The following is a 23,775-nucleotide window of genomic DNA, read 5'->3' as shown; positions in this document are numbered from 1 at the left end:
GGGGAACGGACATGATCTCCCCCTCCCCTTCGTCGCCCCGTGCTTGACACGGGGCTGGGCTTTTCTCTCAGCCTGTCGTTCGGCATCGGACGCAGATGGAGAAGGCGGAACCCAGACAGAGGTTAGCCAAGCCCCGTGTCAAGCACGGGGCGACGTGAGTTTTTGATGGTGGGTCAATGTGCTGCAAACGGCAGAAATGTCGGGGGAGGCTGACGTTTAAAGGAACCGAAGGTCAACAACGAGATCGCTGAAATCCACCTCGCCCATTCCGTCGCTGCAACAGATTCTTGTTTGTTCTGATACCTGCTCTATCCGCATTCCTGCATTACCAAGCCACGCTTGCTTCACATCCACCCCGCCCACTTTGCCGCGCCAGACGTTCCATATCTTAAGGCGTGGTACGTCAGTCGACTTTGGCTTGACCTGAACTTGGATTTTCTCAGGCGCGGTATCGTTCCAAAGGACCATTTCCGTGGCCTCCACACCCTCGATCGCGAGTGTGCCGTTCATACATTTTAGATTAATGCCCTGAACCGGGCACTCTTTGGCACGAACGAAAACAAGCTCAAAATCACTCTGGGCAGGCGTCTCGACTAGAGCGAACAGTTGCTGTCCACCCCAGTCGATTTGGGCGGCTTCCGCTTCCTGAAATAGCGTCATCAGGGGCTTGGACATTTGACCTCCAGACCATCACCGTGACTTCTACGCGACCTTCGTATGGTGGCAATGTCGTCGTATCCAGAACGGCAGATTTTGCACACAACGCCCTAATAGCCCCCAAAACCTACCCAGCCTCCCGCGCCGCTTCGGCTTCCGCCGCCGCCAGCACGCGCAGCGCGTTGCCGGACCAGATCTTGCCCACGTCCGCCTCGCTGTAGCCTGCCGCGACCAGCGCCGCCGTCACCTTGGGCAGGTCGGCCACGTCTTCCATGCCCGCAACGCCGCCGCCACCGTCCCAGTCTGCGCCGATGCCGACATGGTCCACGCCCGCCACCTTCAGCGCGTGCAGCACATTGGCCATGAACAGCTCGAACGTCGCGCGGCCCGTCTCCGGATGGAGCCGGTCGATTGCGCGCCGTTCCGCCAGCATCGCCGCGCGTTGCTCGCCCGTCAGCCGCGTGCCTTCGGGGTACTTCGCCTCCAGCGCCTTCATCGCCGCTTCCCGCTCCGGGTTCGGCTCGCCCTTCTTGAGATAGACCGAATTGATCTGGATGACCCCACCCTGCGCCGCCAGCGCGCGCAACTGGTCGTCGCTGACGTTGCGGGGATGGTCGTAGATCGCGCGGCAGCCCGAATGCGACAGGATCACCGGCGTCTTCGACAGGCGCAGCGCATCGGCAAGCGCCGCGTCCGAACTGTGCGACAGGTCGGGCACCACGCCCAGCCGGTTCATTTCGGCCAGCAGTTGTACGCCCAGCGGGCTGAGGCCGTCCCACTTCGGCTTGTCGGTCGCGCTGTCGGCGAACTGGTTCGTGCGGAAATGCGTGAAGCCTGAAATGCGCACGCCAAGCGTGTGGAACACCTCCAGCAGCGAAGGATCGTCGCCCAGCGGCCAGGCGTTCTCGATCGAGAGATAGACCACGCGCTTGCCCGTCGCCTTGATCGGCGCGGCATCGGCAGCCTTGTCGGCCAGCACGAACGCATCGGGGTGCGCCGCCACCATCTCGCGGATCTGCGCCGCGCGGCGGAAGGCGAAATCGCGGGCCTTACGCGTCGAGTCCGGGTCAAGCGGTCCTTGCGCGGTGTAGATCGCCCAGAACCCGCCATCCAGCCCGCCCTTCTTCATGCGCGGCAGATCGACCTGCGTGTAATCACCCTCGTGCGCATCCATGATCGACCAGCCCGGCAGGTCGAGCGAGGCGGGCGTATCGAGGTGCGTGTCGAGCGTCAGCACGCGCTCGTGCAACGAGGGCGCGGGCTTCGCCACGGCGACGGACGCGAGGGCAAGGCAGGCGATCCCGGCGAGCAGCGGGCGAAGGCGTGTGATCATGATTGCCAATGCAGCCGCCCCCCGCGGTTCTGTCAAATGCGTTGTACCAAAGCGTAGTCGTCCTTTTCGCGGTTGCGTAAGGCCGGGCCGCTCCATACCACCCGCGCGCAAACCAGATGCGAAGGGATGGAAGCCACCGATGGAATACCGCAAGCTTGGCCGCACGGACATCAGCGTCAGCGCGATCTGCCTCGGCACGATGACCTGGGGCTCGCAGAACACCGAAGCCGAAGCCCACGAACAGATCGACTACGCGCTCGATCAGGGCGTGAACTTCCTCGACACCGCCGAGATGTATCCGGTCACCCCCAACACCGCCGAAACGCGCGGGCGCACCGAGCAGTACCTTGGCACATGGATCGCCAGCCGGGGCCAGCGCGACAAGATCGTGCTGGCGAGCAAGGTCTCCGGCCCCTCGCGCTATGAAGCGCTGCGTGGCGGCAACAACCACCTCGACCGCCGGAACATCGAGCTGGCGCTGGACGAGAGCCTGAAGAAGCTTCGCACCGACTATCTCGATCTCTACCAGTTGCACTGGCCCGATCGCACCGTGCCGATGTTCGGCGGGCGCGGCCTGCGCCGGTTGAACGATGCGGCCGATACGACGCCGATCGAGGAAACGGTCGCCGTGCTCGACGATCTGGTCAAGGCGGGCAAGATCCGCAGCTTCGGCCTGTCGAACGAAACACCGTGGGGCGTTTCGGAATTCCTGCGCGTCTCGCGCGAAAAGGCCCAGCCGCGCCCGGTCTCGATCCAGAACGCCTACAACCTGCTCAACCGCCAGTTCGAAATCGGCCTGTCCGAATTCGCGCTGCGCGAGCATGTGGGCCTGCTCGCCTATTCGCCGCTCGCCTCGGGCTACCTTTCGGGCAAGTACCTGGGCGGGGTGATCCCCAAGGGTTCGCGCATGGACGTGGCCAGCCAGTTCACCCGCTACGAAACCCCGAATCGCGATGGTGCGGTCGCCCGCTATGTCGGCATCGCGCACGCTTTCGGGCTCGATCCCTCGGCCATGGCCATCGCGTGGGTGACGGCGCAGCCCTTCGTCACCTCCAACATCATCGGCGCCACGTCGATGGATCAGCTCAAGATCGCCTTGGGCAGCAAGGACTTGCAGTTGTCGAAGGACGTGCTCGACGCCATCGAGGCGGCCTATCGCGCCTTCCCCGACCCCTGCCCCTGAGCGGTTAAGCGCTTTTCATACGCGCTTGTGCTAAGGTCGATCGCGGCGGGCGGGCCAGCAGCCCGCCGCTGGTTTCGGGAGTGCGCGGATGGAACCTTCACGACCGATGATCGAGCGTCGTTCGCCACGTCGCGTCGTCAACGTGCGCGCGCAATACCGACGTCGCGTCGCGCGGCTTGGTGCAGAAGTGGTCGACCTGTCGGAGCATGGCCTGCGGCTGCAAAGCTCCGACCGGCTCGCCGTGGGCGAAATCGTGTGGGTTACCCTCCCCGGGCTCGAACCTCGCCGCGCCGTGGTAATGTGGTCCGAGGGCTTCATCGCGGGCTGTTCGTTCCCTGAACCGCTCCATCCGGCGGTGTTCGACGCCGTCGTCGAACGCTGCGGCGGCTGAGGCGCTTTTCATCGCGCGACACAACCGGTAGGGCGGGCCGATGCTGCGCCTGACCGACCTGAAGCTTCCGCTCGACCACTCGCCAGAAGATCTCGACCGCGCGATCTGCGAACGGCTGGAGATCGAGCCGGGCGAACTGGTCCGCTATGCGGTGGCCAAGCGCGGTAACGATGCGCGCAAGAAGACCGCGATCAAGCTGGTCTATGCCATCGACGCCACCGTGGCCGACGAAGCCGCCGTGCTGGCGCGCCATGCAGGCGATCAGCACGTGCGCCCCTCGCCCGACACCGCCTACCGCTTTCCGGTCATGGCGCCCGATGGCTGGTGCGGACAGCGCCCGGTCGTGATCGGTGCAGGGCCGTGCGGGCTGCTCGCCGCGCTGATCCTCGCGCAGATGGGGCTCAAGCCGATCATCGTCGAACGCGGCAAGGCCGTGCGCGAACGCACCAAGGACACCTGGGGCCTGTGGCGCCGCTCGGTCCTCACGCCCGAATCCAACGTCCAGTTCGGCGAAGGCGGGGCAGGCACTTTCTCCGACGGCAAGCTCTACAGCCGCATCAAGGATCCCCGGCATCTCGGGCGCAAGGTGCTGGTCGAATTCGTCAAGGCCGGCGCCCCCGACGACATCCTGACCGAGGCGCACCCCCACATCGGCACCTTCCGCCTCGTCACCATGGTCATGTCGATACGCGAGACGATCGAGAAGTTGGGCGGCGAATACCGCTTCCAGACCCGAGTCGAAGACTTCGAGATCGAGGAGAAGGACGGCCAGCGAACGCTGAAGGGCCTGCACCTGTCCACCGGCGAGTTCCTGCCCGCCAGCCACGTGATCATGGCGGTGGGCCATTCCGCGCGCGACACCTTCCACGTCCTGCACGATCGCGGCGTTCACATCGAAGCCAAGCCCTTTGCCATCGGCGTGCGCATCGAACACCCGCAAAGCTGGATCGACAAGGCGCGCTATGGCCCCTTCGCGGGCAACCAGATCCTCGGCCCCGCCGCCTATGCGCTGTCGCATCAGGCCAAATCGACGGGCCGCACCGTCTACAGCTTCTGCATGTGCCCCGGCGGGCGCGTGGTTGCCGCCACGAGCGAGGAAGGCCGCGTCGTCACCAATGGCATGAGCCAGTATTCGCGCGCCGAGTTCAACGCCAATTCGGGTCTGGTCGTCGATATCGACCCGTCGCGCGACTACCCCGGCGGGCCGCTGGCGGGCATCGCCTTCCAGCGCAAGTGGGAAAGCCTCGCCTTCACGGCGGGCGGTTCCAACTACAAGGCGCCCGGCCAGAAGCTGGGCGACCTGCTGGAAAACCGCGCATCGAGCGGCGATTTCGGCGCGGTGATCCCCAGCTACCAGCCGGGCGTCCACCTGACCGACCTCGCCCGGTGCCTGCCCGACTACGTGCTGCAGTCCTTCCGCGAGGCGCTGCCGGTGTTTGGACGGCAGGTACCGGGATACGATCACCCCGACGTGATCCTGACCGGGGTGGAGACGCGCACGTCGTCGCCCGTGCGCATCACGCGCGGGCACGACCTGCAGAGCCTCAATACCCCCGGTCTCTACCCGGCGGGCGAAGGCGCGGGCTATGCGGGTGGCATTCTTTCAGCGGCGGTCGATGGGATCAAGGTCGCCGAGGCGCTGGCCCTCGACCTGCTGCAGCGCACAAATTTGGACACGAGCGCGAAGACCTGATCGTTTGGCCAGGCGCAAAGGTCAGAAAAACCGCCGCGAAATCGTATGAGTGCAAAAAATGCAACGCCACTTGCTTTGTTCGCACTTGCACAAACACCGAGTCGGAGGCACATAGGACGGGCCTTTCAGGCATCCTCTCCCAAAACTTCCAGGGCCGCCAGGGCAACCGGGCGGCCCTTTTTTTGGCTTGAGGGCAGCGCACCTAGCGCGCAGCCTGCTCCACCGCGCGTAGAAGCCTTTCGCGCAAGCCGGCGGCGTCGCCCAGCCCCAGTGCCGCCGGGTCCGCACTGCCCACGATCTCGTCCTCGCCATAGCATTGCGACAACACGATCGTGTCGGGCCGCACCGGTCCGCCGGTCCGCAGCGAATGGAACACCCGCACCGTCGGCCGGGCGTTGTCCGTCGGGTCCTCATCGACGACCATCGCCAACCGCTCCGAGCGCAACTGGACGAACGCACCGATCGGATAGACGCCCACGGTGTCGACGAAATAGCGCAACACCTCGCGGTCGATCGTCGGGCCCATCGCATCCAGCGTGCGGATCGCCTCGGCTGGGTCCATCGCAGGCTCACCCGCGCCGCCCGAAACGAGGTTGTCGTAAAGGTCGCACACCGCCGCCATACGCGACAGCACATCGATGTCATCGCCCACCAGCCCTTGCGGATAGCCGCTGCCGTCGATCCGCTCGTGATGGCGCAGGCACACCCGCAACACCTGGTCGGGCATGTCTCCTGCCGCCTTCAGCAGCGCGTGCCCCAGCAGCACATGACGATGCAGCATGTCCGGCGAAAGGCCACGATAGTCCCCGTCCACCAGCGCCTCGGCGGGCAATTGCCCCACCCCGATGTCCATCAGCAGCCCGGCCATCCCCGCCTCGCGCATGTCGAGCGGGGTCAGCCGCATCGTCCGTGCCAGCGCGATCATTAGCGCGCTGACCGCCAGCGAGTGGCGATAGACGTATTCACTGTCCTGCTGGCACCGCAGCAGCCCGTTGAAAGCATAGAGGTTGCGCTGAACCGAGGCGTAGATGTCCTCGATCACCGGCTCCACGTCACTGGCCGCCACGACCTTGCCCAGCCGCGCTTCGAGGAATACCCGGCTGATCACCTTACCCGCGCGCGCCACCGCCTTGCGCGCTTCGCCGAACTCCCGCCCAGCGCCGCTGCCGCCTGCCTGCATCAGCGCCGCACGCCGCACAGTCTCGCTCGGCAGGCGATCGCCCGTGATCGGCGAGCGCCGTGCCTGCCCGAACGCTGGCCGCCCGCCCGAAGCCGTCGCCGGCGGGGCCTTGGCGACCACCAGTTCAGGCCCCTTGCGCAACACGTCCCGACCCTTCGAGGTGTCGATGATGACCGAAGGCACGTCACTGTCGAGCAGGCTGTCCAGCGTGCGCTTGTCTTCCAGCAGGAAGCTCGACTTCCAGAAAGGGTGCTTGAACCAACTCCCCTCCAGCTTGTGGATGAACATACCGAGTTGGATGTCGTTGGTATCGACGCGTTTCAGCATGGCAGCCCGGAATCAGCAGAACCGACGGCTTACACGGTCGCAGCTTCCGCTCCTTTGAGGAGTGCCATCCGCATAAACCCCTAGCGCGCGCTCACTCGGCGAACGCAGGCTCGCGCGCCAACGCCACCAGCGCCCGGCCAAGCGCCTCGATCTCGCGCTCGCCCCGCGCGCCTGCGAACAGCGATGCCGAAAGACAGAAGCGCGGTCGCCGCCCCTCGCCCGGCACCACGGGCACAGCGGCGCTGATCGAACAGATGCCGGGGTGATTGAACCCGTCGTCCACCGCGTAGCCGAGGCTGGCTGCGCGCGCGACCTGCTCGATCCATGCCGCACGGTCGATCGATCGCCGCCAGCGCACCTTGGAAAAGCGCCGCTCCAGCTCTGCGTGATCGAGTTGTTCCGCCGCTGCCAGCGCTCGCCCCGTGGAGCCCCCGCCGATCGGCTGGCGCTGCCCTTCGACCATGTGGATGCGGGTCGCCTCGCCGCTTTCGCCCAGCGCGACCAGTTCCAACCGCTCGCCCGAAACAACCTGCCACAGCCCGGTCGTGGTATCGTGTTCGCGCGCGAACCGTGCCAGTACCGGACGCACCCGCGCGATGCGCTGCGCAAGACCGCCACCGTCGAGCACGCTGGCCCGCGCCCAGCCTTCCGCCAGACGATAGCGCTTGCCGGTCGCCTCGCGCTCCAGCGCACCTTCGGCCACCAGCGTACGCAGCAGGTTCAGCCCGCTGGAAGGCGACAGGCCGGTCTCGCGCCCCACTTCGGACAGCGTCAGCGGCCCGCGCTCTGCCAGCAGGCGCAGGATGGCGAAAGCCTGTGAAACGGAGCGGACGGGACCGGGCATGGCCTGCTCATAATTTTCACTGTGGTGAAAAGCAATTCTCCATGTTGAAGTTATTTAATCGAGCGGTTAGCCCTTTGCCCGAGGAAGAGGAGAGACTCGAAATGCCCGGCATTCTCGAAGGCAAAGTCGTCGCGATCACCGGCGCGGGCCGTGGCATAGGCCGTGAAATCGCGTTGCTCTGCGCGCGCGAAGGCGCTGCCGTGGTGGTCAACGATCCGGGCGTGGCGCAAGGCGGCGATGGCGGCGATGCGAGCCCGGCCGACACCACCGTGGCCGACATCGTGGCGGCGGGCGGGCGGGCCCATGCCAACTTCGCCAATGTCGCCGACCCGGCTGCCGCCGCCTCCATCATCGAAGACGCCGTGCAGCGCTTCGGTCGCATCGACGCGGTCGTGAACAATGCGGGCATCCTGCGCGACACCATCTGGCACAAGATGAGCTACGAGGACTGGACCAGCGTCATCGACGTGAACCTGACCGGCGCCTTCAACGTGTCGAAAGCGGCTACCCCCTATTTCCGCGAGCAGGGCTCGGGCAGCTTCATCCACTTCACCTCGACCAGCGGCCTGATCGGCAATGTGGGGCAAGCGAACTACTCCGCCGCCAAGCTGGGCCTGGTCGCCCTGTCGCACTCGATAGCGCTCGACATGGCGCGCTGGGGCGTGCGCTCGAACTGCATCGCGCCCTTCGCGTGGAGCCGCATGACCGCTTCGATCCCCGCCGAAACGCCGGAACAGAAGCTGCGCGTCGAACGCATGAAGACGATGAGCGCGGACAAGATCGCCCCGCTTGTCGCCTTCCTCGCCTCGGATGCGGCGCAAGACGTCAACAACCAGATCTTCGCCGTACGCAAGAACGAGATCCTGCTGTTCAACAAGCCGCGCCCGGTGCGTTCGATGGTCAAGCTTGAGGGCTGGACGCCGCAAGCCATTGCCGATGAACTGATCCCTGCGTTCAAGCCCGCGATGGCGCGCGCCGACGAAGTTTCGGCCCACGTTTTCCCCTACGATCCGGTCTGAGGAGAGGCCCCGATGAGCACCCTGAACACGGGCATGGACCCCGAAGTCTTCGAGCAGTTCCACGAACAGCTCAAGCGCTACGTCCGCGAACGCCTAATCCCCGCCGAAGCGCAGGTCATCGCCGAGGACAAGATCCCCGACGACATCCTGGCAGAGATGCGCGACATGGGCCTGTTCGGCCTGACCATGCCGGTCGAATACGGCGGTGCGGGCATGAACATCAGCCAGTACGTCGAAACGATCCACACATTGAGCTACGCGCTGCCCGCCTACCGCTCGATCACCTCGATCAACCTCGGCATGGTGTGCTCGGCGATCAAGCTGAACGGCACGGCGGAGCAGAAGTCCGAATGGCTCCCGCGCCTCGCCGCCGGTGAAATCGCCTCGTTCGGCCTCACCGAACCTGGCTCGGGTTCAGACTCCGCTGGCCTTCAGACCACGGCCGTCCGCTCGGGTAACGGCTATGTGCTCAACGGCACCAAGCGCTACATCACCAACGCGCCGTTCGCGAAGGTGGCGCTGATCATGGCCCGCACCAACAAGGAATCGCTGCCCAAGAACGCGCACGTTTCAGCCTTCATCGTCCCAATGGACACCCCCGGCATCACCGTGGGCAAGAGCGACAAGAAGATGGGCCAGGGCGGCAGCCACATCGCCGACATCATCATGGAGGACGTCTATGTCCCCGGTGAGGCGCTGCTCGGCGGCGAAGAGGGCAAGGGCTTTGCCGTCGCCATGCAGAGCCTCGACAACGGGCGCCTGTCGGTCGGCGCGGCGGCGACCGCCTATGCCAAGCGCGCGCTCGATACAGCCGTGCGCTATGCCAATGAACGCAAGGCGTTCGGCGAGCCGATCGCGAACTTCCAGCTGATCCAGGCGATGCTTGCCGACAGCCAGGCCGAGATCTACGCCGCGCAGTGCATGATGCGCGATGCCATCGCCAAGGCGGACGCGGGGCAGAAGGTCCTGATGGAAGCCGCTTCCTTCAAGATGTTCGCCTCGGAAATGTGTGGCCGCGTCACCGACCGCTGCGTGCAGATCCACGGCGGCGCGGGCTATCTGGCCGAATACGAGGCCGAGCGCTTCTTCCGCGACAGCCGCATCTACCGCATCTACGAAGGCACCACGCAGATCATGCAGCTGGTGATCGCCAAGCAGATGCTGCGCAACTTCGCCGCCGGCGTGGAAGGCTAAAGCCCTTGTACGATCTCCTGAACGGATTGTCGGTGGTCGAGGCGTCGTCGTTCGTCGCCTCGCCCACCGCCGGACTTTACTGCGCGCAGATGGGTGCAGAAGTGATCCGCGTCGACCAGATCGGCGGCGGGCCGGACTTCAAGCGCTGGCCATTGGGGCCTTCGGGAGATTCGCTCTACTGGGAGAACCTCAACCGCGCCAAGAAGTCGGTCGCGCTCGATCTCGGCAAGCCGGAAGGGCGCGAACTGCTGCAGGCGTTGGTGCGGGCGACCGGCCAGTTCATCACCAACTTCCCCGCCGAGGGCTTCCTGGCGCATGACCTGCTCGCCCGCGAACGTGCCGACCTGATCACCGTGCGCGTCATGGGCTGGGCCGATGGCAGCCCTGCGCTTGACTACACCGTCAACAACGCGGTCGGCTATCCCATGCTGACCGGGCCGGGCCCGGAGCCGGTCAACCACGTCCTGCCCGCGTGGGACCTGCTCACCGGCGCCTATGCCGCTTTCGCGCTGCTCGCCGCGCTGCGCCGCCGCGATGCCACCGGACAGGGCGGCGAAGTGCGCCTGCCGCTGTCCGACATCGCCATCGGCACCGTCGCCAATCTCGGCAGTCTGGCCGAAGTGCTCGTCGGCGGCCAGAACCGCCCGCGCATGGGCAACACCGTTTACGGCCTGTTCGGGCGCGATTTCGTCACCGCCGATGGCGTGCGCACGATGATCGTCGTCGTCACCCACCGCCAGTGGGCAAACCTGTTGAAAACCTTGGGGATGGAATCCGCCGTCGCCGCGATCGAAGCCCAGCGCGGCGTCTCGTTCGCCAAGGATGACGGGTTGCGCTTCGATCACCGCGACGCGCTGTTCCCGCTGTTTGAAGCCGCCATCGGCGCGCGCAGTCACGCCGACCTTTCCGCTGCGTTCGACGCAGCCGGAATCGTCCATTCGGCGTATCGCACGATGCTCGATGCCGCGCGCGATCCGGCTCTGGTCGATGACAACCCGATCTTCGGCCAGAGCGCCAACCCCAGCGGCTGCGCCTATCCCGCCGCCGGAGCCTTTGCCACGCTGCCGGGCCTGGAACGGGGCGAACCTCGCCCTGCCCCATTGAACGGCCAGCACAGCGAGGAAATCCTCAGCACCCGCCTCAAGCTGTCCTCGGGCGAGATCGCCCGCCTGATCGACACCGGCATTGTCGGCGTCGGACGAACCGGAGAATAAGTCCATGACCCTGCGCCGCGTCGCCATCGTCGCCCCCATCCGCACCGCCGTCGGCAAGTTCGGCGGCTCGCTTTCCAGCATGAACGCCGGACAGCTCGGCGCCGTGATCCTCAAGGCGCTGATGGAGCGCACCAAGATCGACCCCGCCCGTGTCGACGACGTGATCTTCGCCCAAGGCTACGGCAGCGGCGAAGCGCCCGCCATCGGCCACTGGGCCTGGCTCGCTGCCGGGCTGCCGCTCGAAGTGCCGGGCTATCTGGTCGACCGCCGCTGCGGCTCGGGCCTGCAAGCCGTGGTCAACGCCGCGATGATGATCCAGACCGGGGCTGCCGACGTGGTGGTCGCGGGCGGCGTGGAATCGATGTCCAACGTCGAACACTACACCACCGATCTGCGCAAGGGCGTGCGCATGGGCAATCTCACCATCCACGACCGCCTGACGCGTGGCCGCGTGATGTCGCAGCCGGTCGAACGCTTCGGCGTCATCACAGGCATGATCGAAACCGCTGAAAACCTTGCCAAGGATTACGACATCACGCGCGAGGATGCCGACGCCTACGCCGTGCGTTCGCACCAGCGCGCCACCGCCGCGTGGGAAAAGGGCCTGTTCGCCGACGAACTCGTCGCCGTGCCCGTCCCGCAGCGCAAGGGCGACCCCAAGCTGTTTGATCACGACGAAGGCTATCGCCCTGATGCAACGATGGAATCTCTCGGCGCGCTGAAGGCGCTCGAAGGCGGTGTCGTCACGGCGGGCAACGCCAGCCAGCAGAACGACGCCGCGGCAGCCTGCCTGCTCGTCGCCGAGGACAAGCTGGAGGAACTGGGCCTCGAACCGATCGCGTGGTTCCATTCGTGGGCAGCCGCAGGTTGCGAGCCGAGCCGCATGGGCATCGGCCCCGTGCCAGCGGTCGAGCGCCTGTTCGCGCGCACCCGATTGTCGTGGAAAGACATCGACTTGGTCGAACTTAATGAAGCGTTTGCACCGCAAGTCCTCGCCTGCCTCAAGGGTTGGGGCTGGTCGAAGGACGACAGCCGCCACGACATCCTCAACGTCAACGGTTCGGGCATTTCGCTCGGCCACCCGATCGGGGCGACCGGCGGGCGTATCCTGGCCAACCTGACCCGCGAGCTGGTTCGCAGGAATGGCCGCTATGGCATTGAAACCATGTGCATTGGTGGCGGTCAGGGCATCGCCGCGGTGTTCGAGAGGGCGTGATGTACACGAAGGAACTCGAAGCCGCCCGCGCCTATCGCGCCGCTGCACAGGCCGCGCTGGGCAAGCGGCTGGAAAGCCGCAAGATCGACGAGGAACAGCGCGCAGGCCACGGTTTCGCGTGGGTCGCCACGACTGTAGCGGCGCTGGAAGCCGTCGCCGGCTGGGCGGCGCGCAACGGCGGTTCCGACCCGGTCGATGCGCTCGTGGCGAAACTTGCATTTGCCGAGCTGGGGGCGCAGCTTCTTGGCGGTATACCCATGGGACAGAACGAGATTTTCCGTCCCGGCGACCTCGATCTGGCCGATGCCGCGCGTGACCTGAACGACACCTACAGGCACCTGAACGACACCGACCATGCCGCAACGCGCACCGAACTGGCGCAGAAGCTGGCCGAAGGGCACTGGCCGAGCGAGAGCTTCCACGACGCTGATCTCGATACGATCCGCGACCAGTATCGCCGCTTCACCGACAGCGAGATCCTGCCCCATGCGCACAAGTGGCACCTCGCCAATGACCTGATCCCCGACGCCACGGTGCAGGCGATGGCCGACCTCGGCACCTTCGGCGTGTGCATCCCCGAAGGCTACGGCGGCCTTGGCCTCAACAAGCTGGTGATGTGCCTTGTCACCGAGGAACTGTCGCGCGGCTGGATCGGCGCGGGATCGCTGGGCACCCGCTCGGAAATCGCGGGCGAACTGATTGCGGGCGGCGGGACCGAGGCGCAGAAGGCGTACTGGCTGCCGAAAATCGCCAGCGGCGAGATCCTGCCGACAGCCGTGTTCACCGAACCCGATGTCGGCTCGGACCTCGGCTCGCTCCAGACCCGCGCTCGGCGCGAAAACGGACAGTGGGTGATCGACGGGGCCAAGACCTGGATCACCCATGCCAGCCGCAGCGACCTGATGACGCTGCTGGCGCGCACCCTACCCGATGCCAGGGGCTATGCCGGCCTTTCGATGCTGCTGGTACCCAAGCCGCGCGGAACAGAGGCCGAACCGTTCCCAGCATCCGGCATGACTGGCAGCGAGATCGAGGTGCTGGGCTATCGCGGAATGCGCGAATATGCGCTGCAGTTCGATGGCATGACCGCACCCGAAGACGCCCTGCTGGGCGGCGAAGAAGGTCAGGGTTTCAAGCAGTTGATGCGCACCTTCGAAGGCGCGCGCATCCAGACCGCCGCGCGCGCGGTGGGCGTGGCGCGCCGCGCGCTGGAACTGGGCCTCGACTACGCGCTGAACCGCAAGCAGTTCGGCAAGGCGATCGTCCACTTCCCGCGCGTGGCGGACAAGCTGGCGATGAGCCTCGTCGATTTCGTCGTCGCGCGCGAGCTGACCTATGACGCGGCCCGCGCCAAGGACCTGGGCAAGCGCTGCGACATCGAAGCGGGCATGGCCAAGCTGCTGGCCGCACGCGTGGCTTGGTCGAATGCCGATGCCGCGCTGCAGATCCACGGCGGCAATGGCTATGCGCTGGAATACGAGATCAGCCGCGTGCTGTGCGATGCGCGCATTCTCAACATCTTCGAAGGCGCAGCGGAGATTCAGGCGCAAGTGATCGCGCGTGGACTGGTCGGAGGGCGGAATTGAACCATTGTCCCTCCACCATGCTTCGCATTGTCCTCCTCCGCTTTCACGGGAGGAACCGGTGAGCTTCGACGCGTGGATCGGGCGCGAGGAGCGGCGGTTTGACGCAGTTTCCGATGGGCTACTTACGCGCTGGTGCGCGACGCTGGATCGGCCTTTCGGCGAAGCCGTGCCGCAGGGTGTGCACTGGTGCCTGTGCCTGCCCGATGCGCCGACATCCGGGCTGGGCGAAGATGGCCATCCCCTGCGCGATGAAAGCCCGGACAGCTTCCTGCCGCCCGTGCCGCTGCCGCGCCGGATGTGGGCTTCGAGCAAGGTCGATTTCCTCAAGCCCCTGCCGCGTGATGCCGCGATCGAGCGCGTCAGCCGGGTGGTTTCGATCAAGGAAAAGACCGGCGGCAGCGGGTTGCTGGTCTTTGTTGACGTGGAACATGAGACGCGGGCGAACGGCATTGCAGCCGTGCGTGAGGTACAGTCGCTGGTCTATCGCGCAGCCGCGCCCGCCGATGCACCCCCTGCCCCGCCACCGCCGGGGGATGGGCATTTCGATGCGAGCGCCTGGGACGCGGTGCGCACGCTGACGCCATCGGCGCCGCTGCTGTTCCGCTTTTCGGCGCTGACCTTCAACAGCCACCGCATCCATTACGACCTGCCTTATGCCACCGGCGAGGAAGGCTATCGCGGGCTGGTGGTGCATGGGCCGCTGACGGCGACGCTGCTGCTCGATCTGGCCCGGCGGGAGCTCGGCGAAAACGCGCTGGCGCACTTCGCCTTTCGCGGGACGTCACCCGCGATCTGTGGCGAGACTCTGCATCTGGCGCTGCGGCATGACGGCGAGACGCTGGCGCTGGGGGCCTTCGCCCGCGACGGGCGGCAGGTGATGGACGCAAGCGCTCAGGTGGCCTGAGCGGCTCTGCGCACGCCAGCGTGGTGCGCGATCGTGGTGGGTCCCCGAGGCGATCCGGTTGCTTGCAGAGGTTACCCTGCCCCGATCGTCGGAATGGCATTCAGCACATTGGCGGCTTCGCCCACTTTCGGGCATAGCGCGGCCGAGGCAACGAACTGGTCGAGCAGCCATTGCGCGGCGGGGCCAGGTGGCTGATCGCGGCGCCAGATGCCCCAGAAGCCGTAGACCCCTTCGGTGCTATCAGGCATCGCCAGCCGCACGAGCGCGCCTGATTGCAGGTCCCCCTCTATCATTGGCCAGGGCATGTTGCCCCAACCGATGCCTTCCCTGAGCAGCGCGTGCTTGGCGGAAAGATCAGCCAGGCGCCAGGTCTTGGGGCTGACCACGGCGAAGTCTCGGCCCTCGGTGAAGCGCGAACGGTCCGACAGGACGAGCTGGGTGTAATCGCGGCCCGCGCCGGGCGGGATCGGGTCCATGCGCGCGAGCGGATGATCGGGCGCAGCGACGGGCACCATCAGCGTCGAGCCTGCGGCCACGCGCTCCACCCCATCGGTGATCGGGCCGGACACGCCCACGATCGCCTTGCCGTCGAGCACCATAGCCGTGACCGCACCCAATGCCTCGACATGCAGGCGCAATTGAACGGTCGGGAATTCTTGCGCGAAGGCGCGCAGCACCTTGCCCAGGCGATCTGGCGGTACCATCACGTCAACGGCAACGTCGATCTCTGCCTCCAGCCCGTCGAGCATGCCCTTCACCTTGGCGCGCAACCCATCCATCCCCTCGGCGATCGAGCGAGCCTCGGCGAGCAGCGCGCGGCCGGCGACGGTGAGCGTAGGCTTGCGCGTGCCTTCGCGATCGAACAGGCTGAGCCCCAGTTGCGCCTCAAGGTTCGCCACGCCGTAGCTGATGACCGATACGGCACGGTTGAGCTTCCGACCGGCCGCCGCGAAGCTGCCCGTATCGACGATGGCAAGGAAGATGCGGAGTTGATCGAAGGTCGGTGTGCCGGGACTGGCCATGGGGATGCGTTCCATTCATTCGAACGTTTCAGTGCAATTTATCCCTCTGAACAGAAAGGTGCGCAAGCCCTATCTGGCGTTCATCAGCAGCGGCGGAAGCAATCGCTCCGCGCTGCAACAGGAGATACAGCCATGACCGAACCCAGGATCGAACTGCGCCCCTTCGCCAGCCTTGGCGGTGAAAACCACGGCTGGCTCGACGCCAAGCACCACTTCTCGTTCGCAGGTTATCATGACCCGGCGCGCGTGCACTGGGGCAACCTGCGCGTGTGGAACGACGACACCATCGCCCCCCGCACCGGCTTTCCGCCGCACCCCCACCGCGACATGGAGATCATCACCTATGTGCGCGAAGGCGCGATCACGCATCAGGACAGCCTGGGTAACAAGGGCCGCACGCAAGCGGGCGACGTGCAGGTGATGAGCGCAGGCACCGGCATCCGCCATTCGGAATACAACATGGAAGACAGCGTCACGCGGATCTTCCAGATCTGGATCATCCCCACCCGCGAGGGAGAGGAACCGAGCTGGGGCTCGCGCCCGTTTCCCAAGGGCGAGCGCACCGGCCAGTTCGTGACCCTGGCTTCCGGTTACGAAGGCGATGGCGATGCCCTGCCGATCCGCACCGACGCCCGCGTCGTCGCGGCGACGCTCAAGGCTGGTGACACGGCGGAATATCCGCTGGGCGCGGCGCGCAAGGGCTACCTCGTCCCCGCTACCGGCAAGGTGCGGATCGAGGACGTGACCGCCAATGCCCGCGATGGCGTGGCGATCGAGGGCCTCGACGTGTTGCGCGTGACGGCTCTGGAGGAAAGCGAGATCGTGCTCGTGGACGCGGCCTGAGCCCGGTCACTGCCCTGCCAGGCCCCCCACCCCTTCCCGCTTGCGGGAGGGGAAAGGGCCGTCAGGCCGCGGGCAGGAGCGCGCCGTCGTCACCCAGCTTCAGCACGGGCGCGCGGCGGGCTTCGGCCAGGGCTTCTTCCAGCGACGCGATAATGCCGCGCGCGCCAAGATCGTGGTCGCAGGCGAAATCGATCGCCTTGCGCACCCAGCCTCGCACCGCTCCGTCTTCATCAAGTTCGACTTCGTGAAGGACGAAATGCTGTCCGTGGTCGACGATGCGATAGGTCCAGGCCATGGGTATTCTTTCCGGGTGAGGCATATGAGCGGCTGTGCCGCACAAACGATCCAGACCGTCCAACGTTCCGAAACGACGCGCTTTTTCCCCAAGTTACCGTATCTTAATGATATTCTGTTGTTTTCAGGTCCATTCCGGTGGATTATTGCAACAGCTGGCGGGACGCTCCCGCGCGAGGATCGGACATGTCGACGGCGATGGGTGACTCGGGGGATGGCTTGGCGCCTCAAGGCGGCGCAACCCGCGCCGTGCGCAGTGCGCGCATCATTCGTGCCATGCTGGCTCTGCCCGATGGCGAGCAGCGGGACGTGATCGTACGCAACCTTTCGACCTGCGGCCTTGGCGCAACCTGCCGCAGCCTCGCGCCGATGAAGGGCGAGCATGTCACCATCCACCTGCCCGGCGAGGTTGCCGCGCACGGCGTCGTCCGTTGGGTGAAGGGCCAGGCGTTCGGAGTCGCGCTGGATCAGGATCTCGACATCGCAGTGATCGAAGGCGCGTTGCAGCGCCGTATCACGACCCCTTCGACCGACTCCTCGTGGGAAGTCGAAGCGCGGCACAAGGTCTACACGCCGCGCGTCGATCCGACCACGCTGCGCCGGGTCTAGGCTCTAGCTTTCCAGCACGCTGTCGTCGCGGGCCAGCGTGAACAACGCAAGGCCGTGCGCGCGGGCGCGGTCCACCGCCAGCGTCGAGGCCGCCGAGAGCGTCACCAGCGCCGGGACGCCCGCCAGCACCGCCTTCTGCACCAGTTCATAGCTGCACCGGGCGGAAAGCAGCACGAAGCCGGTGGCGGGCGAGCGCCCTTCCCGCGCGAGCGCGCCGATCAGCTTGTCGAAGGCGTTGTGGCGGCCGACGTCCTCGCGCAGCGTCAGGATCTCCCCATCGGGCGAGCAGAAGGCGGCGGCGTGGACCGCGCGGGTCTCGCGCCCCAGCTTCTGGTGATCGGGCAGCGCCTGCACCGCGCGGAACAGGGCGGCGTCGGTCAGGTCGAGCCGGGCGGTGACCGGCGGAAGCGGACGCAGCACCTGTTCCAGGCTCTCGATCCCGCACAGGCCGCAACTGCCTTCGGACAGGCGCAGCCGGGCGCGTTCGAGCAGGGAGCTGGCGGTTTCGATGTCGATGCGCGCAATCCAGCCGCCGTTGTCGAGCGCGACGGGTTCGACCGAGCGGAACTGCGCGGGGCGTTGTACCAACTGTTCCGACAGGCAGAAACCAAGCGCGTAGTCATCAAGGTCGGTCGGCGTAGCCATCATTACCGCATAGGCGACGCCATTGATGTCGAGCGCAATGGGCGCTTCAATCGCGAGCGGACGCTCGCGCAGGCCCGGCGCGCGGCCATCGGCAAAGTGTTCGACGAAGCGATGCGGACGCGCGCCTTCACCCATGGGCGCGCAACTGATCCAGCGCGGCGGCGGCGACCGGGCCCAGGCGGGCCTTTGCGCCGGCGAGGTCGGCGATCATGACCGGAGTCCAGAATTTGGCGATGTGCTGCGCGGTCTCGCCTGCCGGGTCGGGCGCGGTGGCAAGGTTGGCGGCGATCTGCTCGGCCATGCGGACGAGATGGTCGGTGCCACTCACGGCGCCACCTGCCGCGCGCGGCTTGCCTGCAAGGCATAGTCGCGCTGCCATTCGCTGGGGCCGTTGGAGGGCGTGACCTGCACCGCCGTCACCTTGTATTCGGGGCAGTTGGTGGCCCAGTCCGAATTGTCGGTGGTGATGACGTTGGCTTGCGTGTACGGGTGGTGGAACGTGGTGTAGACCACGCCCGGCGCAACGCGGTCGGTCACCAGCGCGCGCAGCGTGGTTTCCCCGGCGCGGCTGGCGAGGCGCACCCAGTCGCCGGTCACGACGCCGCGGTTCTCGGCATCGGAAGGGTGGATCTCCAGCCGGTCTTCCTCATGCCAAACGACGTTCGCGGTGCGACGTGTCTGTGCGCCGACGTTGTACTGGCTGAGGATGCGGCCCGTGGTCAGCAGCAGCGGAAAGCGCGGGCCGGTGCGCTCATCGGTAGGCACGTATTCGGTAACGACGAACTTGCCGCGACCGCGCACGAATCCGTCGACGTGCATGATCGGGGTGCCGTGGGGGGCCGCTTCGTTGACCGGCCATTGCAGCGACCCTTCCACGTCGAGGCGGGCGTGGCTGACGCCAGCGAACGTGGGCGTGAGGCGCGCGATCTCGTCCATGACCTCGGCCGGATGGCTGTAGTTCCAGTCGAGCCCCATCGCGCGGGCGAGCTCCTGCGTCACTTCCCAGTCGGCATAGCCGTTCAGCGGCTCCATCACCTTGCGCACCAGTTGGATGCGCCGTTCGGCATTGGTGAAGGTGCCATCCTTTTCGAGGAAGGTGCTACCGGGCAGGAAAATATGCGCGTAATTCGCTGTTTCGTTTAGGAAAAGGTCGTGGACGATGACGCATTCCATCGCTGCGAGACCGGCGGCGACGTGGCGGGTGTTGGGATCGGACTGGAGGATGTCCTCGCCTTGGATATAGATCGCCTTGAACGTGCCATCGACGGCAGCATCCAGCATGTTGGGGATACGCAGGCCCGGCTCGGGATCGATGGGCGTGCCCCACTCAGCCTCGAACAGCGCGCGGGTGGCAGCGTCCGAGACGTGGCGATAGCCCGACAGTTCGTGCGGGAAGCTGCCCATGTCGCAGGCGCCCTGCACGTTGTTCTGCCCGCGCAAGGGATTCACCCCGACGCCGGCGCGGCCGATGTTGCCTGTCGCCATGGCAAGGTTGGCGATGGCCATGACCGTGGACGAGCCTTGGCTATGCTCCGTAACGCCAAGGCCATAGTAGATCGCGCCGTTGCCGCCGGTGGCGAACAGGCGCGCAGCAGCGCGCAGGTCTTGCGGATCGACGCCCGTGACGGGTGCGAGCGTTTCGGGGCTGTGGCGTTCGTCGGCAACGAAATCGGCCCAGTGTCGGTATTCGTCGAAGTCGCAGCGTTCGCGCACGAAACCTTCGTCGGCGAGGCCTTCGGTGACGATCACGTGCGCCATCGCGGTCAGCACCGCAACGTTGGTGCCAGGGCGCAGCGGCAGGTGGTGGGCGGCCTCGATGTGCGGGCTGCGCACGAGGTCGATGCGGCGAGGGTCGATGACGATCAGCCTGCCCCCTTCACGCAGGCGTTTCTTCATGCGACTTGCGAAGACCGGGTGCCCATCGGTTGGATTCGCACCGATAACCAGGATCACGTCGCTGTGTTCGACGCTGTCGAAATCCTGTGTACCCGCGCTGGTGCCGAAGGTCTGCTTCAGGCCGTAGCCGGTGGGCGAATGGCAGACGCGGGCGCAGGTATCGACGTTGTTGGTGCCAAAGCCGGTGCGCACCAGCTTCTGCACGAGGAACGTCTCCTCGTTGGTGCAGCGGCTGGAGGTGATGCCGCCCAGCGCATTGCGACCGTACTTCGCGCCGATGCGTTTCAGTTCGGAAGCGGCGTGGGCCAGCGCCTCTTCCCAGCTGGCCTCGCGCCATGGCTGGTCGATGCGTTCGCGGATCATCGGCGTGGTGATGCGGTCGGCGTGGTTGGCGTAGCCCCAGGCGAAGCGGCCTTTGACGCAGGAGTGGCCGCGATTGGCCTTGCCGTCCTTCCACGGCACCATGCGCACCAGCTGTTCACCGCGCATCTCGGCGCGGAAGGTGCAGCCGACGCCGCAATAGGCGCAAGTGGTGATCACGCTGCGTTCGGGCTTACCGATCTCCTTGACCGCCTTTTCCTGCAAGGTGGCGGTCGGGCAGGCCTGCACGCAGGCCCCGCAAGAGACGCATTCGGAGCCAAGAAAATCGTCCGAGGCGCTGCCTGCGCTAACCTTGCTGGCAAAGCCACGACCGTCGATGGTCAGCGCCAGCGTGCCCTGCACTTCGTCGCACGCGCGCACGCAGCGCGAACAGGCGATGCACTTCGACGGATCGAAGTCGAAATAGGGGTTGGAAGCATCGGCCGGGGCGGCAAGATGGTTCGCGCCTTCATAGCCGAAGCGCACGTCGCGCAGGCCCACCTGCGCGGCGGCATCCTGCAATTCGCAGTCGTTGTTGGCGCTGCACGTCAGGCAATCGAGCGGGTGGTCGGAGATGTACAGTTCCATCACCTCGCGCCGCAGCTTTTCGAGGCGCGGCGTCTGGGTGCGGACATGCATCCCCGGCGCGACCGGGGTGGTGCAGCTGGCAGGCGTGCCCCGCATCCCGTCGATCTCGACGAGGCACAAGCGGCACGAGCCGAACGCCTTGACGCTGTCGGTCGCGCACAGCCTGGGTATCGAGCCGCCGCTTTGCACCGCCGCGCGCATCACGCTGGTGCCGGCGGGAACGGTCACGCTGCGCCCGTCGATGGTCAGGCTGACCTGCTCGCTCGAACGGCTTTCGGGGGTGCCGAAATCGGCTTGGGGTTCATAGCCCATGGCGACGCTCGGCTGCGGCAAGGTCTTCGAGCGTATTGATATTGGCGGGCGGGCAAGAAAGCGTCACGGCACGCGCGCCAATGGCTTCGGCGAAGACGCGCATCGAACGGCGACCGTCGCCTTCCAGCAGCGCGTCGAGAATGGCCGTCGCACTTGCAGGCCACAAGCCGATGACCGGCTGGTCGGCACTATAGGCAGGCGCTGGCGAAAGGTCGGCCAGCAGCCCCTCACCCACTCCGACGCTGTCGACCGCGCATGTCAGCACGGCGTCGTAACCGGCATCGGTTGCGTGGTGGAGCGCGGCGGCGATCCCGCCCAACGGCCCCATGCCGGGACCCGGCCAGTCGGGCAGCGTGGGGGCAGGCGCTACGGAACGGCCCACCACAACGACCGCATCGCACAGCGGCGCCAACGCATCCACCGCCCGCGCCAGCAAGGTCTGTCCGCCAAGCTCGGCCAAGGCCTTGTCCCTGCCGAAACGGCGCGATTGGCCACCCGCCAGAATTGCGCCCAAGATCATTCCGCCGCCTCCATGACGCCGAAGTGTTCCGGCCAGTGCTTCAACGCCGACAGCACCGGATAGGGGGTGAAGCCGCCCAGCGCGCAGAGCGAGCCAAACTTCATCGTCTCGCACAGGTCTTCGAGCAGCGCGACGTCCTCCGCCACGGTCCGCGGTGCCTTGCGGGCGTTGCGCATCTGCGGCAGCGTTTCCACGGCGTCCGCTGCGCGGCCTGCCCCTGCGCGGATACGGTCGATCAATTCGACCCCGCGCGTAGAGCCGATGCGGCAGGGCGTACACTTGCCGCAGCTTTCCGCTGCGCAGAACGCCATGGCAAACCGCGCCTGCATGGCCATGTCGGCGCTGTCGTCGAACACGGTGATCCCGGCGTGGCCGATCAGACCATCGGCGGCGGCGAAGCTTTCGTAGTCGATCGGCACCGCGAAGTCCGAGGGCGGATGGTACGCGCCGAGCGGCCCGCCCACCTGCACCGCGCGCACAGGGCGGCCCGAAGCGGTGCCGCCGCCGATTTCGTTGACAAGCTCGCCCAGTGTGATGCCGAAGCCGGTTTCGAACAGGCCACCGTGGCGGATGTTGCCTGCCAGCTGGACCGGCATAGTGCCGCGCGAACGGCCAAAGCCGACATCGGCGTAGGCCTGCGGACCATTGGCGAGGATGAACGGCACGGCGGCCAGCGTCAGCACGTTGTTGACGACGGTGGGCTTGCCGAACAAGCCTTCGAGCGCGGGCAACGGCGGCTTGGCGCGCACTTCGCCGCGCTTTCCTTCCAGGCTGTTGAGCAGCGAGGTTTCCTCACCGCAGACATAGGCGCCCGCGCCGACGCGCACCTCGATCTCGAACGGGGCGATCAGGTCCGCGCTGGCGGCTATAGCCGCCTGCATCTTCGCGATGGCGTGCGGATATTCGCTGCGGATATAGACGTAGCCCCTGCCTGCACCGACCGCGAGGCCTGCGATCGCGAGGCCCTCGATCAGCATGAAGGGGTCGCCCTCCATCACCATGCGATCGGCGAAGGTGCCACTATCGCCTTCATCGGCATTGCAGACGATGTACTTGGGGTTCGATGCGGCGTCCGCGACCGTCTTCCACTTGATGCCAGTGGGAAATCCGGCCCCGCCACGCCCGCGTAGGCCCGACGCGGTCACCGCCTCGATGATCGCTTCAGGCGTCATCAGGTCGGCCGCGCGCAGCCCCGACCAGCCGCCTGATTGGGCATAGTCTTCAAGGCTTAGCGGGCGGGTCTTGCCAGCGCGACTGAAGGTGAAGCGCTGCTGGCGGGCGAGGAAGGGGTGTTCGGCAACCGGACCGATCGCCTTGTCGCTGGAGCCTGCTAGCACCGCCGCGACATCGGCTGCCGTCAGCGGGCCGAAGCCCTGCCCGTCGATCTCCGCCAGCGGCTCGAGCCAGTGCATTCCCCAGCTGGAAACGCGCTCGACCGCGCAACCGGCGGCGGCGAAGGCGGCCGCGACCGCGTCTGCCCCGCAGGCGATCGCGAGGCTATCGTCGCTGATGCGCACGACTGTCATGCCAGCCCGTCCACCAGCGCCGCCAGCCTTGCCGCATCGAGCCTTGCATGGGGCCGGCCATCGATCATGGCGTTGGGGCCGACGCTGCACAGGCCCAGGCAATAGACCGTTTCGATCCGCACCTTGTCCTGCGCCGGCAGTGTGGAGACCAGGGCTTCGGCACCGCGCGCCTGGCAGGCCTCGGCCCGGCACAGCTTGATCGCGGGGCGTGGATCAGGGGCGGGGGTGAAGTCGTGGTAGAAACTGACCACGCCGTGGACCTCGGCCCGGCTGAGGTTCAGGTCGTGCGCGATGATGCGGATCGCCGCTTCGGACACGTGGCCGAACGCGGCCTGCACATCGTGCAGGATCGGCAGCAGCGGCCCTTCCCGGCCCCGATGTGCCGCGACGATCCCGGCGATGCGCGCTGCGTCGTCCAT

23 protein-coding genes are annotated in these 23,775 nt (G+C 66.4%); 11 read left to right on the top strand and 12 right to left on the bottom strand.

Annotated elements, in window-relative coordinates:
* Nucleotides 1–216: 216 nt before the first annotated feature.
* Nucleotides 217–675 (bottom strand): hypothetical protein, encoded by a 459-nt coding sequence (locus K3A84_RS00805; RefSeq protein WP_225007164.1) that lies wholly within the window; start codon nt 673–675, stop codon nt 217–219.
* 109 nt (nt 676–784) lie between these two features.
* The gene (locus K3A84_RS00800; RefSeq protein ID WP_225007163.1) at nt 785–1,990 is read right to left on the bottom strand and encodes a dipeptidase; all 1,206 of its coding nucleotides are present in this window, start codon (nt 1,988–1,990) and stop codon (nt 785–787) included.
* A 139-nt stretch (nt 1,991–2,129) separates the two neighbouring features.
* Here K3A84_RS00800 and K3A84_RS00795 point away from each other — a divergent pair, with 139 nt between their 5' ends.
* From K3A84_RS00795 to K3A84_RS00785, 3 genes are all read left to right on the top strand, one after another.
* On the top strand, nt 2,130–3,173 hold the full coding sequence (locus K3A84_RS00795; RefSeq protein WP_225007162.1) for an aldo/keto reductase: 1,044 nt from the start codon (nt 2,130–2,132) through the stop codon (nt 3,171–3,173).
* Between the two features lie 88 nt (nt 3,174–3,261).
* Nucleotides 3,262–3,564: a PilZ domain-containing protein gene (locus tag K3A84_RS00790; protein ID WP_225007161.1), complete on the top strand. Its 303-nt coding sequence runs from the start codon at nt 3,262–3,264 to the stop codon at nt 3,562–3,564.
* A 40-nt stretch (nt 3,565–3,604) separates the two neighbouring features.
* A complete protein-coding gene (locus tag K3A84_RS00785; RefSeq protein WP_225007160.1) occupies nt 3,605–5,257 on the top strand; it encodes an NAD(P)/FAD-dependent oxidoreductase in 1,653 nt (550 codons plus the stop codon).
* A 202-nt stretch (nt 5,258–5,459) separates the two neighbouring features.
* On the opposite strand, the gene K3A84_RS00780 is transcribed toward K3A84_RS00785, so the two are convergent.
* Both K3A84_RS00780 and K3A84_RS00775 read right to left on the bottom strand, forming a co-directional pair.
* Nucleotides 5,460–6,764, bottom strand: coding sequence for an HD-GYP domain-containing protein (locus K3A84_RS00780; RefSeq protein WP_225007159.1), 1,305 nt, complete (start codon nt 6,762–6,764; stop codon nt 5,460–5,462).
* Nucleotides 6,765–6,855: 91 nt separating this feature from the next.
* Complete coding sequence (locus K3A84_RS00775) at nt 6,856–7,608, bottom strand: IclR family transcriptional regulator (RefSeq protein ID WP_225007158.1); 753 nt, start codon at nt 7,606–7,608, stop codon at nt 6,856–6,858.
* 101 nt (nt 7,609–7,709) lie between these two features.
* Here K3A84_RS00775 and K3A84_RS00770 point away from each other — a divergent pair, with 101 nt between their 5' ends.
* The 6 genes from K3A84_RS00770 to K3A84_RS00745 are packed head-to-tail and all read left to right on the top strand — an operon-like array spanning nt 7,710 to nt 14,741.
* A complete protein-coding gene (locus tag K3A84_RS00770) occupies nt 7,710–8,627 on the top strand; it encodes an SDR family NAD(P)-dependent oxidoreductase (protein WP_225007157.1) in 918 nt (305 codons plus the stop codon).
* A gap of 12 nt (nt 8,628–8,639) precedes the next feature.
* A complete protein-coding gene (locus K3A84_RS00765; RefSeq protein ID WP_225007156.1) occupies nt 8,640–9,821 on the top strand; it encodes an acyl-CoA dehydrogenase family protein in 1,182 nt (393 codons plus the stop codon).
* Nucleotides 9,822–9,826: 5 nt separating this feature from the next.
* Complete coding sequence (locus tag K3A84_RS00760) at nt 9,827–11,035, top strand: CoA transferase (protein ID WP_225007155.1); 1,209 nt, start codon at nt 9,827–9,829, stop codon at nt 11,033–11,035.
* Between the two features lie 4 nt (nt 11,036–11,039).
* Nucleotides 11,040–12,251, top strand: a complete 1,212-nt coding sequence (locus tag K3A84_RS00755; protein WP_225007154.1) for an acetyl-CoA C-acetyltransferase — start codon at nt 11,040–11,042, stop codon at nt 12,249–12,251.
* Nucleotides 12,251–13,837 (top strand): acyl-CoA dehydrogenase family protein, encoded by a 1,587-nt coding sequence (locus K3A84_RS00750; protein ID WP_225007153.1) that lies wholly within the window; start codon nt 12,251–12,253, stop codon nt 13,835–13,837. The genes K3A84_RS00755 and K3A84_RS00750 overlap by 1 nt, the downstream gene beginning before the upstream one ends.
* Before the next feature lie 58 nt (nt 13,838–13,895).
* Nucleotides 13,896–14,741: a hypothetical protein gene (locus K3A84_RS00745; RefSeq protein WP_225007152.1), complete on the top strand. Its 846-nt coding sequence runs from the start codon at nt 13,896–13,898 to the stop codon at nt 14,739–14,741.
* 71 nt (nt 14,742–14,812) lie between these two features.
* Here the strand turns inward: K3A84_RS00745 and K3A84_RS00740 are convergent, their stop codons facing one another.
* Nucleotides 14,813–15,763 carry a LysR family transcriptional regulator gene (locus tag K3A84_RS00740; protein ID WP_225008104.1) on the bottom strand — a complete coding sequence of 317 codons (951 nt, stop codon included), beginning with the start codon at nt 15,761–15,763 and terminating at the stop codon, nt 14,813–14,815.
* Nucleotides 15,764–15,895: 132 nt separating this feature from the next.
* On the opposite strand from K3A84_RS00740, the gene K3A84_RS00735 reads away from it, so the two are divergent.
* The gene (locus K3A84_RS00735) at nt 15,896–16,606 is read left to right on the top strand and encodes a pirin family protein (RefSeq protein ID WP_225007151.1); all 711 of its coding nucleotides are present in this window, start codon (nt 15,896–15,898) and stop codon (nt 16,604–16,606) included.
* Between the two features lie 61 nt (nt 16,607–16,667).
* Here K3A84_RS00735 and K3A84_RS00730 read toward each other — a convergent pair whose 3' ends face one another.
* A complete protein-coding gene (locus K3A84_RS00730) occupies nt 16,668–16,901 on the bottom strand; it encodes a hypothetical protein (protein ID WP_225007150.1) in 234 nt (77 codons plus the stop codon).
* 185 nt (nt 16,902–17,086) lie between these two features.
* On the opposite strand from K3A84_RS00730, the gene K3A84_RS00725 reads away from it, so the two are divergent.
* Nucleotides 17,087–17,509 carry a PilZ domain-containing protein gene (locus K3A84_RS00725; RefSeq protein WP_225007149.1) on the top strand — a complete coding sequence of 141 codons (423 nt, stop codon included), beginning with the start codon at nt 17,087–17,089 and terminating at the stop codon, nt 17,507–17,509.
* 3 nt (nt 17,510–17,512) lie between these two features.
* On the opposite strand, the gene fdhD is transcribed toward K3A84_RS00725, so the two are convergent.
* Genes fdhD through K3A84_RS00695 form a run of 6 tightly spaced genes read right to left on the bottom strand, consistent with a single transcriptional unit; the run spans nt 17,513 to nt 23,775 of the window.
* Nucleotides 17,513–18,289, bottom strand: a complete 777-nt coding sequence (fdhD, locus tag K3A84_RS00720; RefSeq protein WP_225007148.1) for a formate dehydrogenase accessory sulfurtransferase FdhD — start codon at nt 18,287–18,289, stop codon at nt 17,513–17,515.
* Complete coding sequence (locus K3A84_RS00715) at nt 18,282–18,482, bottom strand: formate dehydrogenase subunit delta (RefSeq protein ID WP_225007147.1); 201 nt, start codon at nt 18,480–18,482, stop codon at nt 18,282–18,284. The genes fdhD and K3A84_RS00715 overlap by 8 nt, the downstream gene beginning before the upstream one ends.
* The gene (fdhF, locus tag K3A84_RS00710; RefSeq protein WP_225008103.1) at nt 18,479–21,310 is read right to left on the bottom strand and encodes a formate dehydrogenase subunit alpha; all 2,832 of its coding nucleotides are present in this window, start codon (nt 21,308–21,310) and stop codon (nt 18,479–18,481) included. Before fdhF ends, K3A84_RS00715 begins: the two co-directional genes overlap by 4 nt.
* Nucleotides 21,300–21,830 (bottom strand): molybdenum cofactor guanylyltransferase, encoded by a 531-nt coding sequence (mobA, locus tag K3A84_RS00705; protein WP_225007146.1) that lies wholly within the window; start codon nt 21,828–21,830, stop codon nt 21,300–21,302. Before mobA ends, fdhF begins: the two co-directional genes overlap by 11 nt.
* Nucleotides 21,827–23,356 carry an NADH-ubiquinone oxidoreductase-F iron-sulfur binding region domain-containing protein gene (locus tag K3A84_RS00700; protein WP_225007145.1) on the bottom strand — a complete coding sequence of 510 codons (1,530 nt, stop codon included), beginning with the start codon at nt 23,354–23,356 and terminating at the stop codon, nt 21,827–21,829. Before K3A84_RS00700 ends, mobA begins: the two co-directional genes overlap by 4 nt.
* Nucleotides 23,353–23,775 carry an NAD(P)H-dependent oxidoreductase subunit E gene (locus K3A84_RS00695; RefSeq protein WP_225007144.1) on the bottom strand — a complete coding sequence of 141 codons (423 nt, stop codon included), beginning with the start codon at nt 23,773–23,775 and terminating at the stop codon, nt 23,353–23,355. Before K3A84_RS00695 ends, K3A84_RS00700 begins: the two co-directional genes overlap by 4 nt.

The sequence above is a fragment of the Novosphingobium percolationis genome (assembly GCF_020179425.1).
Classification (GTDB): Bacteria; Pseudomonadota; Alphaproteobacteria; order Sphingomonadales; family Sphingomonadaceae; genus Novosphingobium; species Novosphingobium percolationis.
Note: the sequence above shows the minus strand (reverse complement) of the source record. Positions and strands in the feature narration are given on the sequence as shown.

Excerpts from the sequence above, each read along its gene's own strand:
- mobA (WP_225007146.1), bottom strand. The coding sequence starts at position 21,830 with ATGATCTTGGGCGCAATTCTGGCGGGTGGCCAATCGCGCCGTTTCGGC.
- K3A84_RS00780 (WP_225007159.1), bottom strand. The coding sequence starts at position 6,764 with ATGCTGAAACGCGTCGATACCAACGACATCCAACTCGGTATGTTCATC.
- K3A84_RS00765 (WP_225007156.1), top strand. The coding sequence starts at position 8,640 with ATGAGCACCCTGAACACGGGCATGGACCCCGAAGTCTTCGAGCAGTTC.
- K3A84_RS00775 (WP_225007158.1), bottom strand. The coding sequence starts at position 7,608 with ATGCCCGGTCCCGTCCGCTCCGTTTCACAGGCTTTCGCCATCCTGCGC.
- K3A84_RS00700 (WP_225007145.1), bottom strand. The coding sequence starts at position 23,356 with ATGACAGTCGTGCGCATCAGCGACGATAGCCTCGCGATCGCCTGCGGG.
- K3A84_RS00735 (WP_225007151.1), top strand. The coding sequence starts at position 15,896 with ATGACCGAACCCAGGATCGAACTGCGCCCCTTCGCCAGCCTTGGCGGT.
- K3A84_RS00750 (WP_225007153.1), top strand. The coding sequence starts at position 12,251 with ATGTACACGAAGGAACTCGAAGCCGCCCGCGCCTATCGCGCCGCTGCA.
- fdhD (WP_225007148.1), bottom strand. The coding sequence starts at position 18,289 with ATGGGTGAAGGCGCGCGTCCGCATCGCTTCGTCGAACACTTTGCCGAT.
- K3A84_RS00790 (WP_225007161.1), top strand. The coding sequence starts at position 3,262 with ATGGAACCTTCACGACCGATGATCGAGCGTCGTTCGCCACGTCGCGTC.
- K3A84_RS00795 (WP_225007162.1), top strand. The coding sequence starts at position 2,130 with ATGGAATACCGCAAGCTTGGCCGCACGGACATCAGCGTCAGCGCGATC.
- K3A84_RS00755 (WP_225007154.1), top strand. The coding sequence starts at position 11,040 with ATGACCCTGCGCCGCGTCGCCATCGTCGCCCCCATCCGCACCGCCGTC.
- K3A84_RS00785 (WP_225007160.1), top strand. The coding sequence starts at position 3,605 with ATGCTGCGCCTGACCGACCTGAAGCTTCCGCTCGACCACTCGCCAGAA.
- K3A84_RS00800 (WP_225007163.1), bottom strand. The coding sequence starts at position 1,990 with ATGATCACACGCCTTCGCCCGCTGCTCGCCGGGATCGCCTGCCTTGCC.
- K3A84_RS00730 (WP_225007150.1), bottom strand. The coding sequence starts at position 16,901 with ATGGCCTGGACCTATCGCATCGTCGACCACGGACAGCATTTCGTCCTT.
- K3A84_RS00805 (WP_225007164.1), bottom strand. The coding sequence starts at position 675 with ATGTCCAAGCCCCTGATGACGCTATTTCAGGAAGCGGAAGCCGCCCAA.
- fdhF (WP_225008103.1), bottom strand. The coding sequence starts at position 21,310 with ATGGGCTATGAACCCCAAGCCGATTTCGGCACCCCCGAAAGCCGTTCG.
- K3A84_RS00725 (WP_225007149.1), top strand. The coding sequence starts at position 17,087 with ATGTCGACGGCGATGGGTGACTCGGGGGATGGCTTGGCGCCTCAAGGC.
- K3A84_RS00740 (WP_225008104.1), bottom strand. The coding sequence starts at position 15,763 with ATGGCCAGTCCCGGCACACCGACCTTCGATCAACTCCGCATCTTCCTT.
- K3A84_RS00695 (WP_225007144.1), bottom strand. The coding sequence starts at position 23,775 with ATGGACGACGCAGCGCGCATCGCCGGGATCGTCGCGGCACATCGGGGC.
- K3A84_RS00770 (WP_225007157.1), top strand. The coding sequence starts at position 7,710 with ATGCCCGGCATTCTCGAAGGCAAAGTCGTCGCGATCACCGGCGCGGGC.